Consider the following 14,946-nt stretch of genomic DNA (forward strand, 5'->3'; position numbering starts at 1 on the left):
CTGAGACGTTCTACGGCGTGTAGATCCGGGGAGCCGCCGGCGTCGCCATCCCGTCGCCGAGGAAGAAGCTCGGGTGCGGCGGCTGGTTGTACGCCGTGTTCTGCCAGGCCACCCCCTCGCGGTACTGGATGTCGTGCATCAGCGTGACGAGCCGCCGGTCGGTGACCGCCGTGCTCACGTACACCCGCAGCGCCTTGTCGTCCGACGTGGGCCAGACGACCTCCTCCCGCCAGTCGCCGAACAGGTCGGCGGTCAGCGACGGCGTGGACTTGGTGCTGTTGTTCGAGTGCACACCGCTCGCCGTGAGCAGCCGGGTGTCCCCGCCGGTCCCGTACTTGTCGATGTGCGTCGCATCGAGCAGTTCCCGGACGGGGTCAGCGTCCCACCAGACGACGAAGTTGACCGCGGCCGGCCGGCGGGTGCTGATCTGCACGCCCTTGGTGTTGTACAGCCCGGACGTCCCGGTGCTCCACGACTCGGCGCCGGGGCTGCCGGCGTACACGTCGTCGGAGCGGCCGCGGCCGTTGTCGCAGCCGCACGTCGGCCAGGACCACAGCAGCGCGCCGGTGCGGCCGTCGGCCATCCAGCCGGCCTTCTTCGAGGTGTCCTCGTCGACCTTGAACACCTCCTGGCCCGCGTGGGACGGGTCGAGGTCGCCGACGTCGTAGGCGTCGCCGTGCCCCTGGCCGGTGTTCCACAGCGCGGTGCCGTTGTCGTTGATCGCCATCGCCCCGAACGCGATCTCGTCCTTGCCGTCCTGGTCGAGGTCGGCGATGGCGAGCTGGTGGTTGCCCTGCCCGGTGTACTGGCTCCCGGCGCTGTTCGAGTCGAACTTCCACCGCTCGGTCAGGGCCCCGCCCCGCCAGTCCCAGGCGGTGACGACGGTGCGGGTGTAGTACCCGCGCGACTCGATCAGCGACGGCCGCTGCCCGTCCAGGTAGGCGGTGCCGGCCAGGAACCGGTCGACGCGGTTGCCGTACGAGTCGCCCCAGCTGGAGACCGTCCCCCGCGGCACGTCGTAGTTCACGGTGGCCATCGCCTTGCCGGTCTGCCCGTTGAACATCGTCAGGAACTCCGGCCCGGACAGCACATAGCCCGACGAGTTGCGATAGTCCGCCGAGGAGCTGCCGATAACGACACCAGTGCCGTCCTTGGTACCGTCGGCAGTCTTCATCGCGACCTCGGCCTTGCCGTCGCCGTCGTAGTCGTACACCTGGAACTGCGTGTAGTGCGCCCCGGCCCGGATGTTCCGCCCGAGGTCGATGCGCCACAGCCGGGTCCCGTTGAGCCGGTACGCGTCGACGTACACGTCGCCCGTGTAGCCCGACTGCGAGTTGTCCTTCGAGTTCGTCGGGTCCCACTTGAGCACGACCTCGTACTGCCCGTCCCCGTCGAGGTCCCCGACGGACGCGTCGTTCGCCGTGTACGTGTAGGCGACCCCGTCGGGCGTGGTCCCGCCGGCGGGCGCGCCGATCGGGATGTCGAAGTACCCGCCGCTGCCGACCTGGAACGCCGCCTCGGAGTCGCCCTGCTCGGCCCCGTTCACGACCGGCCGGACGGTGTAGCCCGCGCCGGCGGAGGCCCCCGAGTCGTACCAGTTGGTGGAGCCGGTGATCGGGCTGCTGTTCACTTTCGCGCCCGCCCGGTACAGGTTGAACGCCACCCCGGCCGGATCGGTGCCCAGCAGCCGCCAGGACACGTAGTTGCCGGAACCCGACCGGACGCTCACGAGCCCGCGGTTGAGCCTCTCGGCCTGCCGCCCGGTGCCCGACGGCGTGGTCGGCCCGGACGTCGGCCCGCTCACATAGTTGAACGACCACTGCATGCGCGCGATGTCCGAACAGGTCTCCTCGACGATCGGATTGTTCCCGGCGGTCGACCCGTCCTTGTCCGAAACGCACAACCCGGTCGCCACCGACTTCACGAGGTACTTCCCGGAGGCCGCCGAGGAAGCCGTGAACGTCCACAACTGGTTCGTTTTCGTCCCGTCACCACAGCCGTACTGCTGCAGCTGCGTCCCCGATGTGCCCGACGACGACGGCACGTCGATGCACCGCCCACTGTTCACGTTCGCCAAGTTAAAAGAAGAGCCGCGCGAAACGACCGTCCACTGCTGATCGCGCGCAGCGGCGTTGCACGCGACCTGGACGAGCAGTGCGCTGTTGTCCAGCGAAGCGCCCACCACGTCGACGCACTTGCCCGAAGCGCCCGAGGCGAGGGTGTACACCCCGCCACCCACCGGCGCCGTCGCCGCCTCCGAGGGCCAGACGGTCACGGCGAGCACGACTCCGGGGATCGCCACCGCGGCGGCGATCCCGGCCACTCTCCACCGAAACACGTCAGGCCCCGATGTTCGACTGGGGGCCGGAGTACGTCCGGACCAGGTTGGGCACGTCCGCCGCCGAGTCGAGCGTGTACGAGTAGAACGCGTGCGGGTCGAACGCCGAGCCGGACGTCTGCTGCTTGCCGCTGCTGTTCACCACGATCGAACCGGACTGCTTCAGCTGCGCGGTGCTGTCCGGGTAGTACGGGTTGTTCACGTGGTCGAAGTAGCTGTTCTCGAGCACCATCTTGGTCGAGCCGCGCGCGTAGTTGCCGTAGCTGCTCACGTTCTGCAGGTAGTTGTTGTACAGGTGCGCGTACGCGAGGTTGTCGGCGCTCGGGTTGCGCTGGTTCGTGTCGTGGAACCAGTTGTGGTGGATGGTCATCCGCGCGGTGACGTTCTCGGTCCAGCCGATGCCGAACGTCTTGTTGTGGTTGCCGAGCACGTTCCACGACACCGTGACGTTGCTCGTGTCCTTGCGCGAGTCGATGTATCCGTCGTTGATGTTCGTGAACGTGTTGTGGTCGATCCACACGTGGTCGGCGGTGTCCATCTGGATGCCGTCGTAGTCGAAGTCCTTGTCGTCCGGGTCGTCGGAGGCCACCGCGGTGTCGCCGATGGTCAGGTTCCGGATGATGACGTTGCGCACGCCGGCGCCGAGGAAGAACCCGCCGCCCTTGATCCGCCCGTTCTTGCCGACGCCGATGATGGTCTTGTTCGACGTCACCGGGATCTCGTACCCGTACGTCGGCACCGTGATCGTCGCGTTCACCCGCACCACGTAGGCCGAGCTGCTGGTCGCGTACTTGAGCAGGTCCGCGTACGTCGTGACGGTCACGGTCGTCCCGCCGGCGCCGCCGGTCGTGCCCTGCGCGAACCCGTCAGCGGTGTTCGACCAGGTCCTCCCCCCACCGCCACCGGTGGTCGGCCCGGAGGTCGCACCGCTCACGGAGTTGAACGACCACTGCATCCGCGCGACATCCGAGCACGTCTCCTCGACGATCGGATTGTTCCCCGCCGTCGACCCGTCCTTGTCCGAAACGCACAACCCGGTCGCGACCGACTTCACCAGGTACTTCCCCGACGCGGCGGTGGACGCCGTGAACGTCCACAACTGGTTCGCCTTCGTCCCGTCACCGCAGCCGTACTGCTGCAGCTGCGTGCCCGAGGTGGTCGAGGACGACGGCACGTCGATGCACCGCCCACTGTTCACATTGGCCAGGTTGAACTGAGCACCGCGCGCGACCGCCGTCCACTGCTGGTCCTTCGCCGCCGCGTTGCACGCGACCTGGACGAGCAGCGCGCTGTTGTCCAGCGAGGCGCCCACGACGTCGATGCACTTGCCCGAGGCGCCGGACGCCAGGGTATACACCCCGCCGCCGACCGGGGCGGTAGCCGCCTCCGACGGCCAGACGGCGACCGTCAGCACGGTCACGGGAACCACGGCGGCGGCCGCGGCGAGGGCGAACTTCCGTCGAATGTTCACAGCGGGTTCCATCCGTCCGTGCCGGCCAGGTACTTCTGCGGGGTGTAGTTCGCCGCCTGCGCGTCGCTGAGCTGCGGCCGGTTGCTGTTCGTGCCGGCCCCGGCGCCGGTGTTGCGGTACTCCAGGAACCGCGCGTTCTTCCACGAGTTGGTGCTCATGTCCGTCCACGGCTGGCTGGTCCTGATCGTGGCGCTCAGGTTCGACTCCCGGTACAGCACCTGCGCGTCGGCCCGCCACGGCCGGCCGAGCTGGGTCACGTTGTTCGCCGCGCCGGTGATCGTCGACTGGTAGAACAGCAGGCCGTACATCTTCGTGTTCGGCGTGCTGGCCGCGGTGATCGGGCCGCCGGTGGAGCGCTTCTCGTAGATCGAGCAGCCCTGGAACACCGCCGTGCCGCCGCCGAAGATGAAGTCGACGGTCCCCTCGACGTACGAGTTCTTGATCAGCGTGCGCGCGGAGTCGGCCAGGTAGAACGTGTCCTGGTCGCCGAGCAGCCGCACGTTGAGCAGCTGCGAGCGGTCCGCGCTCAGGTTCAGCGCGAGCGCCTGGTCACCGGTGTCCGACGAGTTCTCGTCGAAGTCGTTGGACATCGTCAGGTTGGTCGCGACGAAGTCGTGGCCGTTGACGAACAGCGTGGCGCTGCCCGACGTGCCGTACGTGCCGGCGTTGTGGTTGTTCACGATGACCGTGTTCGACGGGCCGGACCCGAGCCCCTGCAGCGTGATGAAGGGCTTGTTGGCCGGGATGGTGACGATCTCGCGGTACGTGCCGGCCTTGATGGTGATGGTCCGCCGGCTGGTGTTGTTCGCGGGAACGGCGTCGATCGCGGCCTGCACGGTCCGGTACGTGCCCGACCCGTCGGCGGCCACCGTCGGCTTGGTCCCGGTGCCGGTGGTCGGCCCGGAGGTCGCACCGCTCACGGAGTTGAACGACCACTGCATCCGCGCGATGTCCGAACAGGTCTCCTCGACGATCGGATTGTTCCCCGCCGTCGACCCGTCCTTGTCGCTGACGCACAGCCCGGTCGCCACCGACTTCACGAGGTACTTCCCGGAGGCGGCCGAGGAAGCCGTGAACGTCCACAACTGGTTCGTTTTCGTCCCGTCGCCGCAGCCGTACTGCTGCAGCTGGGTGCCCGAGGTGGTCGAAGCGGACGGCACGTCGATGCACCGCCCACTGTTCACATTCGCCAGGTTGAACTGACCACTGCGCGCAACGGCCGTCCACTGCTGATCCCGCGCGGCGGCGTTGCACGCCACCTGGACGAGCAACGCACTGTTGTCGAGGGATGCACCCACGACGTCGATGCACTTGCCCGAGGCGCCGGAGGCCAGGGTGTACACCCCGCCGCCGACCGGGGCGGTAGCCGCCTCCGACGGCCAGACGGTCACGGCGAGGACGGTGGCGGGCACCACGGCCGTGACGGCGGCCGCGGCGATGAAGCGGGGTCGGACGCGCCGGCGGACACCGGCGCCAGGGGGTGGGGGCATGTCGTCCTCATCTCGAGGCGGGGGCAAAGACTGACAGCCCCGTAGATGACGCACCCACCCGGCCGATAACGAGAACCGACGACATTTATCGGCGTCGCTGCAGTACCGGCGAAACTTTCACGACTCCGACATCGAGGCGCCCATGCCGTTGCCGGTGGTCAGGAAGTCGGTGACCGGCAGGGTGCCGTCCGCGCGCCGGGCGCCCTCGGCCACGGCCGGGTCGGTGGAGCGGAACATCGACGCGCTCCAGCTGCCCTCGTCCCACGTGTTGCGGCTGGTGTGCACGCCCGCGCCCATGCTGACCGAGTCGTCGTTGCCGATGGCCACGTTCGCGCGCAGCGTCGCCGGGGTCGCCGCCATGCCGAAGCCGGTGGCGCCGTTGCGGTAGGCGGTGTTGTTGGACAGCCGCAGCTCCGCCGGGTTGCCGCCGTCGGCGAACCCGTCGTGCCCGTTCTCCCAGGCCGCGTTGTGCCGCACGCTGTGGCTCGCGCCGACGACCGGGCTGCCGCCGCCGAACGTGAAGCCGTTGCCGTTGCCGCGCCAGCCGGACACGTTCCAGCGGTTCACGCCGTTGCCGAAGGCCCAGTTGTGCTGGATGTCGATCGGGCCGGCGAACTCGCCGAAGTCGAAGCCGTCGTCGGCGTTGTCGAACGCCCGGCAGCCGCGCACCACGTTGCCGTCCCCGGAGCCGAACTTGATGCCCAGCCCGATCCCGGACTGGCCCTGGTCGGCCGGGTTGTGGTTGGCCCAGAAGTCGCTGTCGAGGACCTGGTTGCCGGTGGTGCCCGCGCCGCGCAGGGTCAGCCCGGACTCGACGTTGTCGTGCAGCGACAGGCGCTGGAACACGTTCTGCTCGCACGACAGGCACACGTACGCGTGGCTGGCCGAGTTCTTGATTTCGAGCCCCTGCACGGTCCAGTAGCTGCCGTGCTGCGTGATCGCCCACTTGTCCGCCGGGATGCGAGCGGCGTCGATGACCGGGCGCTCGTCGCGGTAGGAGCTGAGGGTGATGCGGTGCCCGGCGTCCCCGTCGGTGTCCAGGACGATCGGCGCGGTCGGCCGGTAGGTGCCGCCGCGCAGCGCGATCGTCTGGCCGGGCCGCACCACCGCGGCCGCCTTGTTCAGCGTGGCGAACGGGTGCTCGAGGCTGCCGTCGCCGGCGTCGTCGCCGCCGGGTGCGACGAAGTACCCCGCGAGCACCGGAGCCGGCCCGGCCGCGGCCGCCGAGCCGGAGACCGCGGGCGGCTCGGGTGCGACCGCTCCCCCGGGCCGCGCGGACGCGGCGATGTCCGCCGGGCGGTGCTCGCCCGGCAGCGGCGTCTCGTACACCGCGAAGGCCAGCCCCCCGCCCGCCACCACCACGACCGCGGCAACGGCGGCCGCCTTGGTCTGCACGAAATGCTGTACGAAATGCGGCAGCGTCCCGATCTTGAAGGGGGCGAACACCGGCAGCGCCGCGATCCCCGGCAGCAGCTTCTCCGGGGCGAGCAGGTCGCCCGACAGCGCCGAGCAGCGCCGGCAGTCCCGCACGTGCCGGGTGATCCGCTTGCGCCACAGCGCGTCGGCGGTGCCGTCCCACGCCTTGACCACCTCCCCCAGCTCGGGGCAGCGCGGCGAGGCGTGCAGGGCCCGGACGAGTCCGCGGGCGGAGTCGAGCTGGGCCCGCATGCGCTGGACCCGTACCGCGGCGTGGGTGGGTTTGAGCTTGACCGCCGCCGCCAGTTCGGCCCTGGTCAGCTCGCCCGTCGCCTCCTGCCACCACAGCGCGAGCAGGTGCCGGTCGGCGTCGTCCAGCCACCGGGTCGCCTCGGCCAGCTCCCGCCGCTGCCCGGTCAGCATCAGCCCGGTGAGGCTGCGCTCCTCGAACTCGCCGCCCGGATCGGGCAGCTCCTCCGGTATCTCCCGGGCCGGCGGATGCCGCCGGGTCGCGCCGCGGCGGTGCATCTGGATCTGCCGGTAAGCGATCGCCACCACCCAGGACCGGAACCGGGCCGGCTCCCGCAGCCCCGGCAGCCCCCGCACGACCTGGATCATCGTCTCCTGGACGAGGTCGTCGGCGTCGGCGTGGCGGTGCAGGGCGCGGCCGATGACGTTGGCGACGAGCGGCAGGTGCGCGGCCACGAGCTCCTCGAGCGCGCGCTCGTCCCCGCGCTGTGCGGCCAGGACGAGCGAGGTCGTGTCCCGCACCGGCACGGTCTCACCCTGCGTCACCGCTGTTCCCTCCGACCCGCGGCACCGGCGCCGGCGGTCGGAAAGCCGCCCGGCACCCCTGGCCGAGCCGTATGTTGGCACACCACAACAGGCCTGTAAAGGCGCCGTAACATCGGGTTCAGCGAATGCCCGAAAAGATGTTATCGCTCTCATCCCGGCGGCATCTACAGAGTGCGGGCTCCATGCACACTACGGAGCGTGACAATGCCGCGCTGGACGTCCCGTGGCACGCTGGATGGGTGCCGGAGCGCTGGAGGGTGGTGTGGGACGTCGTGCGGCGGCGGCTCACACGCATGGCCCGCACCCCGCACGAACGGCGTTCGGTCGCGTTTGTGCTGCTCGTGCTCACCGGCGCGATCTGGGGCGTGGCCTCCGCGCCGCCGCTGCTGCGGGTGCCCGGGCCACCGCCGGAGCCGCCGTCCCCCGAGGCCGTGCTGGCGATCGAGCAGGGCCGGCCGGTGGGGTACGAGATCGGCGGTATCGACATCTCCAGCCATGACCACCGCAAGTTCACCGTGCACTGGCCGACCGAGGTGGCCGCCGGGAGCGAGTTCGTCTACATCAAGGCGACCGAGGGGCTGTCCTACGTCAACCCGCACTTCGCGGCCGACTACACGGCGGCCCGCGCGGCCGGGCGGTACGTGGGGGCCTACGTCTACGCGCGGCCGGACAAGGGCGACCCGGTCGGGCAGGCCGAGCACTTCCTGCGCCACGCCCGCTACACCCGCGACGCGCGGACCCTCGTGCCGTTCGTCGACCTGGAGTGGCCCTACGCCGGGGTGAAGTCCGGGCCCTGCTACAACCTGACCCCGGCCCAGATGCGGGCCTGGATCGGCGCGTTCATCGGCCGCATCGAGCGCGAGATCGGCCGCAAGCCGATGATCTACACGAACACCTACTGGTGGAACCCGTGCACCGGCAACGACACCTCCTACGGCGACTACCCGCTCGACATCGCCAACTACACGAAGGGCCCGCCGAAGCTGCCCGCCGGATGGTCGACGTTCGCCCTGTGGCAGTACGTGCCGGGCAACCCCGACGAGGCCCACAGCCACGACCGCGACGTGGTCAACGGCGGCTCCGAGGGCCTCAGATCGCTCGCGTCCTGAAGAGCTTCCAGGTGTACCCGTACGGATCCGTCAACTCGCTGTAGCGCTCGCCCCACGCGGCCTCGACCGGCCCGTGGGTGAGCGTGCAGCCGGCCGCCCGGGCTCGCCCGGTGGCCGCGTCCACGTCGTCGACCTCCAGCCCGACGACCACGCCCAGCCCGCGCGGCCCCCGCTTGACCAGCGCCTCCTGGGCCGCGTCGGCGTACGGCAGCTCGTCGAGCGAGTCGGCCAGCAGCTGCAGCGGCCCGCGGCGCAGCACCACCATGGCGTCGAGGCGGGCGAACACCGCGAACCCGAGCGCCTCGTACAGCCGGGCGGCCGCGTCCACGTCGGGCACCCGCAGGCCGATCCGGACCGGCGGTTCGGCGCTCACGGCTTGCGGGCGACGCCGCCGTACAGGGCCGCCTGCGCGTCGGTGAGCGGGTGGGTCGCGTCCGGCCGCCACTGCAGGATCGGGACCACGCCCGGGTCGACCAGGTCGAGGCCGTCGAAGAAGCGGGTGACCTCGGCCCGGTCGCGCAGCCGGGAGGTGATCCCCTGGGCGCGCATGATCGCGGCGAACCGGCCCCACTCCTCGGGCTCGAAGTCCGCGGTGATGTGCGAGAGCACCAGGTAGCTGCCGCTGGGCAGGGCGGCCATGAGCCGGCGGACGAGCTCGTACGGCTCGTCGTCGTCATCCACGAAGTGCAGGATCGCGAACAGCAGCAGCGCCACCGGCCGGTCGCGGTCGAGGTGCTCCCAGAACTCGCCCTTGATCTCCTGCAGGGTCGCGTCCACGTAGGCGGTGTACCCCTCCGGCGCGCTGGTCAGCAGGGCCCGGGCGTGGGTGAGCACGATCGGGTCGTGGTCGACGTACACGATCCGCGACTCCGGCGCGATGCCCTGCGCGATCTCGTGGACGTTGGGCGAGGTCGGCAGGCCGGTGCCGATGTCGAGGAACTGCCGCACGCCCGCGTCGGCCAGGTACTTCACGGTGCGGGCCAGGAACGCGCGGTTCTGCAGCGGCGCGGTGGCCGCGTTCGGGTTGACCTTCAGCCCGGCCTGGGCCGCGGCCCGGTCGACGGCGAAGTTGTCCTTGCCGCCGAGCAGGTAGTCGTACACCCGCGCGGGGTGGGGTCGGCCGGTGTCGAACGGCGCCGCCATCGTCGAAGCTCCTCCGGTTTTGGTACAGCCTGCTGTACCCGCGTCGGCCAGTGTGCTGCATCGCCCGTCGTCGAAGCGAACCCTAGCGTTTTTCCCAGGGTTCCGGGGGCTCGTACAAACGGAGGGATCGAACATGTCCGTCATGGCTGCGGCGGTGCGCGTGGAGGCGCTGACCCGCACGTACGGCACGGGGACGCAGGCGGTGCACGCCCTCGCCGGCGTCGACGCCGCGTTCGCGCGGGGCACATTCACGGCGGTCATGGGCCCGTCGGGCTCCGGCAAGAGCACGCTGCTGCAGACCGCGGCCGGCCTGGACCGCCCGACGTCGGGCCGGGTCTTCGTCGGCGACACGGAGCTGTCCCGGCTGTCCGAGCGGCGCCTGACGGAGCTGCGCCGGGGCCGGATCGGCTTCGTCTTCCAGGCGTTCAACCTGATCGCCGCGCTGAGCGTGGCCGAGAACATAGAGCTGCCGCTGCGCCTGGCCGGGGTGCGGCCCGACCCGGCGTGGCTGGCCCACGTGGTCGCGCGGGTCGGCCTCGGCGAGCGGCTGCGGCACCGCCCGGCCGAGCTGTCGGGCGGCCAGCAGCAGCGGGTGGCGATCGCCCGGGCCCTGGCCGCCCGCCCCGACGTGGTCTTCTGCGACGAGCCGACGGGCGCGCTGGACACGAACACCGCGGCCGACGTGCTGGCGCTGCTGCGCGGGATCGTCGACGAGCACGGCCAGACGGTGGTGATGGTGACCCACGACCCGGTGGCCGCCTCCTACGCCGACCGCGTCGTCGTCCTCGCCGACGGCCGGATCGTGCGCGACCTGCCCCAGCCGGGCACCGCGCGGATCGCCGCGCTGCTCGCCTCCCTGGACCGGCGCACGCCGGTGCTGGAGGGCTGAGCGATGCGGCGGCTGGCGTTGCAGATGCTGCGCAACCGGCCCGGTTCGGCGATCGCGACGCTGCTCGCGCTCACCGCCGGGGCCGTGATCCTCACCGCGATGGGGGCGCTGGTCGAGTCGGGCCTGCGCTATGCGCCCCCGCCCGGCCGCTATGCCGGCGCGGACCTCGTCGTCGCCCGGCCCGACGTCACCATCACCAGCCGCGACTTCGACGGCGAGGAACAGCGCAGCACGATCGCGCTTCCCGAAGGCGGCACGGTACCGGTGGAGCTGGCTTCGAAGATTCGCGAGCTCCCCGGCGTGGCGTCGGCGGCGGTCGACGACACCGTCCCGGTCCTGGTCGGCGGCTCGATGGTCGAGGGCCACGGATCGCCGGATGTGCGCGCCGACGATGCGCTGGTCGCGGACGCGCGGCTCGGCCTCGCGCCCGGCTCCACCGTGGACGTGGTGGTGGGCGGCGAGCCGCGGCGGTTCCGCGTCGACGGCGTCGTGTCAGGAGCGGCCCCCGCGGTGTACTTCACTGAGGCGCGCATGGCCGCGCTCTCCCCGCACCCCGGCCGCGCGTACGCCATCACCGTCAAGGTCGCGCCCGGCACCTCGGCCGGCAGCCTGATCGATCCGATCGCCAAGCTGGCCGGCCCCGACGCGTCGGTGTACGCCGGCTCCGACGTCGGCCGGGCCCTGCGCTCCGACCACCGCGCCGCCGCCGAGCTGCTGGTCCTCGCCGGTGGGAGCTTCGGCGGGTACGTCGTCATCCTCGTCGTCTTCGTCGTCGCCGGCACCGTCGGCCTGTCCGTCCGCCACCGCCGCCGCGAGCTGGCGTTGCTGCGGGCGATCGCGGCCACCCCCGGCCAGGCCCGCCGCCTGATCATGGCCGAGGCGGGCCTGGCCGGGCTCCTCGCGGTTGCGCTGGGCGTCCCGCTCGGCCTGCTCGCGGCCCGCTGGGTGCGCGGCGAGCTGGTCGGCCGCGGCTTCATCCCGGCGTCGTTCCCGATGGTGCCGGGCGCGATCGGCGCCGCGGCGGTGGCGCTGCTGACGGTCGCGTCGGCGGTCCTCGCGGCGCTGATCGCCGCCCGCCGGATCACCCGCGTCCGCCCCGCCGAGGCGCTGGGCGAGGCCGCGGTCGAACCGGCGCGCGGCGGCCGGGTCCGGCTGATCTCCGGCCTCGTGGTGCTGGCCGGCGCGGCCACCTCGAGCTCCTTCACCGTGGCCGCGACCGGCCAGGCCGCCCTCGCCGGCGCCATCGGCATGCTGTACCTCTTCGTCACCGCCGTCGCCCTGCTCGCCCCCTGGATCAACGGGTACGCCGCCCGGGTCCTGGCCCGGCCGCTGCGCGCGATCTGGGGCACCAGCGGCTACCTGGCCGCCGCCAACCTGCGCGCGAACGCCCGCGGCGCCGCCGCCGTCCTGACCGCGCTGGTGCTGTCCGTCGGCTTCGGCGGCTCGGTGTGGTTCGTGCAGAACAACCTGGAGCGCGGCACGGTGGACCAGAGCCGCGCGGGCCTCGTCGCCGACCGGGCCCTGATCGCCCCGGCGGGCCTGCCCCCGACGGTGGCCGACGAGGTGCGCCGCCTGCCGGGCGTGCGGGCCGCGACCGGCCTGTCCCACACCGCGGTCGTGGTCACCGCGATGGGCGAGCCGGAGGCGGCGCCGGCGCAGGTGGTGGACCCGGCCGGCCTCGCGGAGCTCATGGACCTGCGGGTGACCGAGGGGAGCCTCGACAAGCTGGCGGCGGGCACGGTCGCGGTGTCGTCGCTGCGCGCGGCCACGCAGGGCTGGCACGTCGGCTCACGCGCCGACGTGCGCCTCGGCGACGGTACCCCGCTGACCCTGACCGTCGCCGCGATCTACGACCGCGGCCTGGGCTTCGGCGACCTCACCCTGGCCCGCGCCACGGTCGCCGGCCACACCGCGGCGACCACCGACGAGGCGGTGCTCGTCAAGGGCGACGCGGATCTGACCGCGCTCGCGGCCCGCTACCCGGGCGCCCGGGTCGCCGCCGCCGGCGAGCTCACCGCGAAGGTCGGGCACGACCTCGCCGTCAGCGCCTGGCTCAACCGGCTGCTGATCGGCGTCATGGTCGGCTACGCGGCCCTGGCGGCGGCGAACGTCATGGTCATGGCGGCGCTGTCCCGGCGGCGGGAGCTGGCGCTGCTGCGGCTCGCGGGCGTGACCCGCGGGCAGGCGGCGCGGATGGTGCGCGCCGAGCAGGCCGGGCTCCTGGGTACCGCGCTGCTGCTCGGCGTCGCGATCGCCGCGGTCACGCTGACGGCCGTCGTGCGGGCGCTGACCGGGAGCGCGGTGCCGTACGTGCCGCCGCTGGGCTGGGTCCTCGTCCTCGGCGGGGCGACCGCGCTCGCGCTGGTGACCACGATCCTGCCGATCGGCCGGCTGCTGCGGGCGCCGCTGATGGAGAACATCGGTCAGCGGGAATGAGCGCGCCAGGGCCGCAGCCGGGGCCACCAGCCCGGCACGGCCCGGCAGTACTCCTCGTACTCGGCCCCGAACTGTTCCCGCAGCGCCGGCTGCTCGTACCCGAGCACGAACGCGACCATCGCCGCCCCCATCACCGCGGCGTAGCCGAGCAGGACCGGCTGCCACAGGATCGCCGCCTGGCCGAGGATGGCGGCGACGACCGCGAGGTACATCGGATTGCGCACGAACCGGTAGATGCCGGTCACGACCAGGCGCTCGGGCGCCGCGATCGGGGCCGGCGTCCCCAGCCCGTCGACGACGAACCGGACGAACGCCTGCACCAGGAACACCGTCCCGGCCACCAGCACCAGCACGCCGAGCAGCCGCACCGGCAGCCAGGACCCGAACGGCAGCCGCAGCCGCCACCCGGTCAGCAGCCACGGGCCCAGGCCGGCGACGGTGCCGGGGGCGAGCGCGAAGAACACGGCGGACCCGGTGGCGGCGGCACTCCTGCGCATGGCGGCTCTCCCTACGACACGGCGGCGGTGCTGTGGCGGACGATCAGCTCGGTCGCCAGCTCGACCCGCGGCGTCTCGATGGTCTCGCCGTGGGCCATGCGCAGGACGGTACGCGCGGCCAGCAACCCCATCTCCGCCAGCGGCTGGCGCACCGTGGTCAGCGGCGGCGACGCCCAGCGGCTCTCCGGCAGGTCGTCGAAGCCGATCACCGACACGTCGTCGGGCACCCGCAGGCCGCGCAGGCGGACCGCCTCGTACGCCCCGAACGCCATCTGGTCGCTGGACGCGAAGATCGCCGTCGGCGGCTCCGGCAGCGACAGCAGCGCGGCCGCGCCCGAGCAGCCGGACTCGTGGTAGAAGTCGCCCTGCTGGATCAGGCCGGGGTCCATCTCCAGGCCCGCCGCCGCCAGGGCCGCGCCGTAGCCGTCGAGCCGGGCGCGGCTGCACAGCAGGCGCTTCGGGCCGGCGATGAAGCCGATCCGCCGGTGGCCCAGCGACAGCAGGTGCTCGGTCGCGCGCAGGCCGCCGGCCCAGTTCGTCGCGCCGACCGTCGGTACGTCGATCGTCGGCACGCCGGCCGGGTCGATCACCGCCAGGGGGATGTCGAGGCGGCGCAGCTCGGCGTGCAGCGGCGGGGTGACGTCGGAGGTCACGAAGATGACGCCGTCGGTGGCGCGGGCGCGCAGGTTCTGCAGCCACTGCCGGGCCGAGGCCGGCTTGTCGTGGATCGCGGAGACGACGGTGCCGATCCCGGTGGCGTGCGCGACCTCCTCGACGCCGCGGATGATCTCCACCGCCCACGGGCTGTCGAGGTCGTTGAAGACCAGGTCGATGAGGTTCGCGGCGGGCTTGTTGCGGGCCGTGCGGCGGCGGTACCCGTGCTCGCGCAGGATCGCCTCCACCCGCTCGCGGGTCTGCGGCGAGACGTCGGAGCGCCCGTTGAGCACCCGGGACACCGTTGGCACGGAGACGCCGGCCTCCCGCGCGATCGCGGTGATGGTCACCCTGCCTGCGTCCTCGACGGTCACGAGCTCCCCCTCATCGTTTTCGATATTTTCGCACGCCGGTGTTTTCCGAAACCAACCCCGGAAGTTTCACGACCCGATCAAGCACCCTCGCACGTCGTGGCTGCTGAAGCGGTACAGGCCGGAACGGAAATCTTTGACAGCGCGCGAACGGCCGCCCAATACTGGCGCCATCGATATCCGTCTACTCGGTCCGCCCCAGCCGGGTCACGGCACGCTGCTGCCCTGTTGAGGAGGAAACGCGCGCACATGAGCAACCGCAACCGCATCCTGATCGCCGCCCTCGCGCTCGCCGCGGGGGCCACGTTCGCCGTCGGCGTGGTCGGGGCCACGCCGG

11 protein-coding genes are annotated in these 14,946 nt (G+C 72.0%); 3 read left to right on the forward strand and 8 right to left on the reverse strand.

The window, feature by feature from the left end:
- Positions 1–10: 10 nt before the first annotated feature.
- The 4 genes from ACQPZ4_RS31835 to ACQPZ4_RS31850 form a co-directional block, all read right to left on the reverse strand.
- On the reverse strand, positions 11–2,338 hold the full coding sequence (locus ACQPZ4_RS31835; protein ID WP_433043626.1) for an RICIN domain-containing protein: 2,328 nt from the start codon (positions 2,336–2,338) through the stop codon (positions 11–13).
- Position 2,339: 1 nt separating this feature from the next.
- Positions 2,340–3,809: an RICIN domain-containing protein gene (locus tag ACQPZ4_RS31840; RefSeq protein ID WP_433043629.1), complete on the reverse strand. Its 1,470-nt coding sequence runs from the start codon at positions 3,807–3,809 to the stop codon at positions 2,340–2,342.
- Positions 3,806–5,299: a pectinesterase family protein gene (locus ACQPZ4_RS31845; protein WP_433043632.1), complete on the reverse strand. Its 1,494-nt coding sequence runs from the start codon at positions 5,297–5,299 to the stop codon at positions 3,806–3,808. Before ACQPZ4_RS31845 ends, ACQPZ4_RS31840 begins: the two co-directional genes overlap by 4 nt.
- Before the next feature lie 117 nt (positions 5,300–5,416).
- Complete coding sequence (locus ACQPZ4_RS31850) at positions 5,417–7,510, reverse strand: sigma-70 family RNA polymerase sigma factor (RefSeq protein ID WP_433043635.1); 2,094 nt, start codon at positions 7,508–7,510, stop codon at positions 5,417–5,419.
- Positions 7,511–7,692: 182 nt separating this feature from the next.
- Here ACQPZ4_RS31850 and ACQPZ4_RS31855 point away from each other — a divergent pair, with 182 nt between their 5' ends.
- A complete protein-coding gene (locus ACQPZ4_RS31855; protein WP_433043638.1) occupies positions 7,693–8,619 on the forward strand; it encodes a GH25 family lysozyme in 927 nt (308 codons plus the stop codon).
- Here the strand turns inward: ACQPZ4_RS31855 and ACQPZ4_RS31860 are convergent.
- On the reverse strand, positions 8,600–8,992 hold the full coding sequence (locus tag ACQPZ4_RS31860; protein ID WP_433043641.1) for a VOC family protein: 393 nt from the start codon (positions 8,990–8,992) through the stop codon (positions 8,600–8,602). The genes ACQPZ4_RS31855 and ACQPZ4_RS31860 overlap by 20 nt on opposite strands.
- Positions 8,989–9,762, reverse strand: a complete 774-nt coding sequence (locus ACQPZ4_RS31865; protein ID WP_433043644.1) for an SAM-dependent methyltransferase — start codon at positions 9,760–9,762, stop codon at positions 8,989–8,991. Before ACQPZ4_RS31865 ends, ACQPZ4_RS31860 begins: the two co-directional genes overlap by 4 nt.
- Positions 9,763–9,895: 133 nt before the next feature.
- Between ACQPZ4_RS31865 and ACQPZ4_RS31870 the strand changes: the two genes are divergently transcribed.
- Together ACQPZ4_RS31870 and ACQPZ4_RS31875 are read left to right on the forward strand one after the other, a co-directional pair.
- Positions 9,896–10,651, forward strand: a complete 756-nt coding sequence (locus ACQPZ4_RS31870) for an ABC transporter ATP-binding protein (RefSeq protein WP_433043647.1) — start codon at positions 9,896–9,898, stop codon at positions 10,649–10,651.
- Between the two features lie 3 nt (positions 10,652–10,654).
- Positions 10,655–13,087 carry an ABC transporter permease gene (locus ACQPZ4_RS31875; protein WP_433043650.1) on the forward strand — a complete coding sequence of 811 codons (2,433 nt, stop codon included), beginning with the start codon at positions 10,655–10,657 and terminating at the stop codon, positions 13,085–13,087.
- Here ACQPZ4_RS31875 and ACQPZ4_RS31880 read toward each other — a convergent pair.
- The gene (locus ACQPZ4_RS31880; protein ID WP_433043653.1) at positions 13,075–13,584 is read right to left on the reverse strand and encodes a methyltransferase family protein; all 510 of its coding nucleotides are present in this window, start codon (positions 13,582–13,584) and stop codon (positions 13,075–13,077) included. The two genes, ACQPZ4_RS31875 and ACQPZ4_RS31880, sit on opposite strands and share 13 nt — an antisense overlap.
- 11 nt (positions 13,585–13,595) lie before the next feature.
- The gene (locus ACQPZ4_RS31885; RefSeq protein ID WP_433043656.1) at positions 13,596–14,612 is read right to left on the reverse strand and encodes a LacI family DNA-binding transcriptional regulator; all 1,017 of its coding nucleotides are present in this window, start codon (positions 14,610–14,612) and stop codon (positions 13,596–13,598) included.
- Positions 14,613–14,946 lie beyond the last annotated feature (334 nt).

This window comes from Dactylosporangium sp. CS-033363 (assembly GCF_050942475.1).
Taxonomy (GTDB): domain Bacteria; phylum Actinomycetota; class Actinomycetes; order Mycobacteriales; family Micromonosporaceae; genus Dactylosporangium.

Bases quoted from the DNA above. Each gene is read 5' to 3' on its own strand.
- ACQPZ4_RS31845 (WP_433043632.1), bottom strand. From the start codon at position 5,299: ATGCCCCCACCCCCTGGCGCCGGTGTCCGCCGGCGCGTCCGACCCCGC.
- ACQPZ4_RS31855 (WP_433043638.1), top strand. From the start codon at position 7,693: ATGCACACTACGGAGCGTGACAATGCCGCGCTGGACGTCCCGTGGCAC.
- ACQPZ4_RS31865 (WP_433043644.1), bottom strand. From the start codon at position 9,762: ATGGCGGCGCCGTTCGACACCGGCCGACCCCACCCCGCGCGGGTGTAC.
- ACQPZ4_RS31870 (WP_433043647.1), top strand. From the start codon at position 9,896: ATGTCCGTCATGGCTGCGGCGGTGCGCGTGGAGGCGCTGACCCGCACG.
- ACQPZ4_RS31875 (WP_433043650.1), top strand. From the start codon at position 10,655: ATGCGGCGGCTGGCGTTGCAGATGCTGCGCAACCGGCCCGGTTCGGCG.
- ACQPZ4_RS31880 (WP_433043653.1), bottom strand. From the start codon at position 13,584: ATGCGCAGGAGTGCCGCCGCCACCGGGTCCGCCGTGTTCTTCGCGCTC.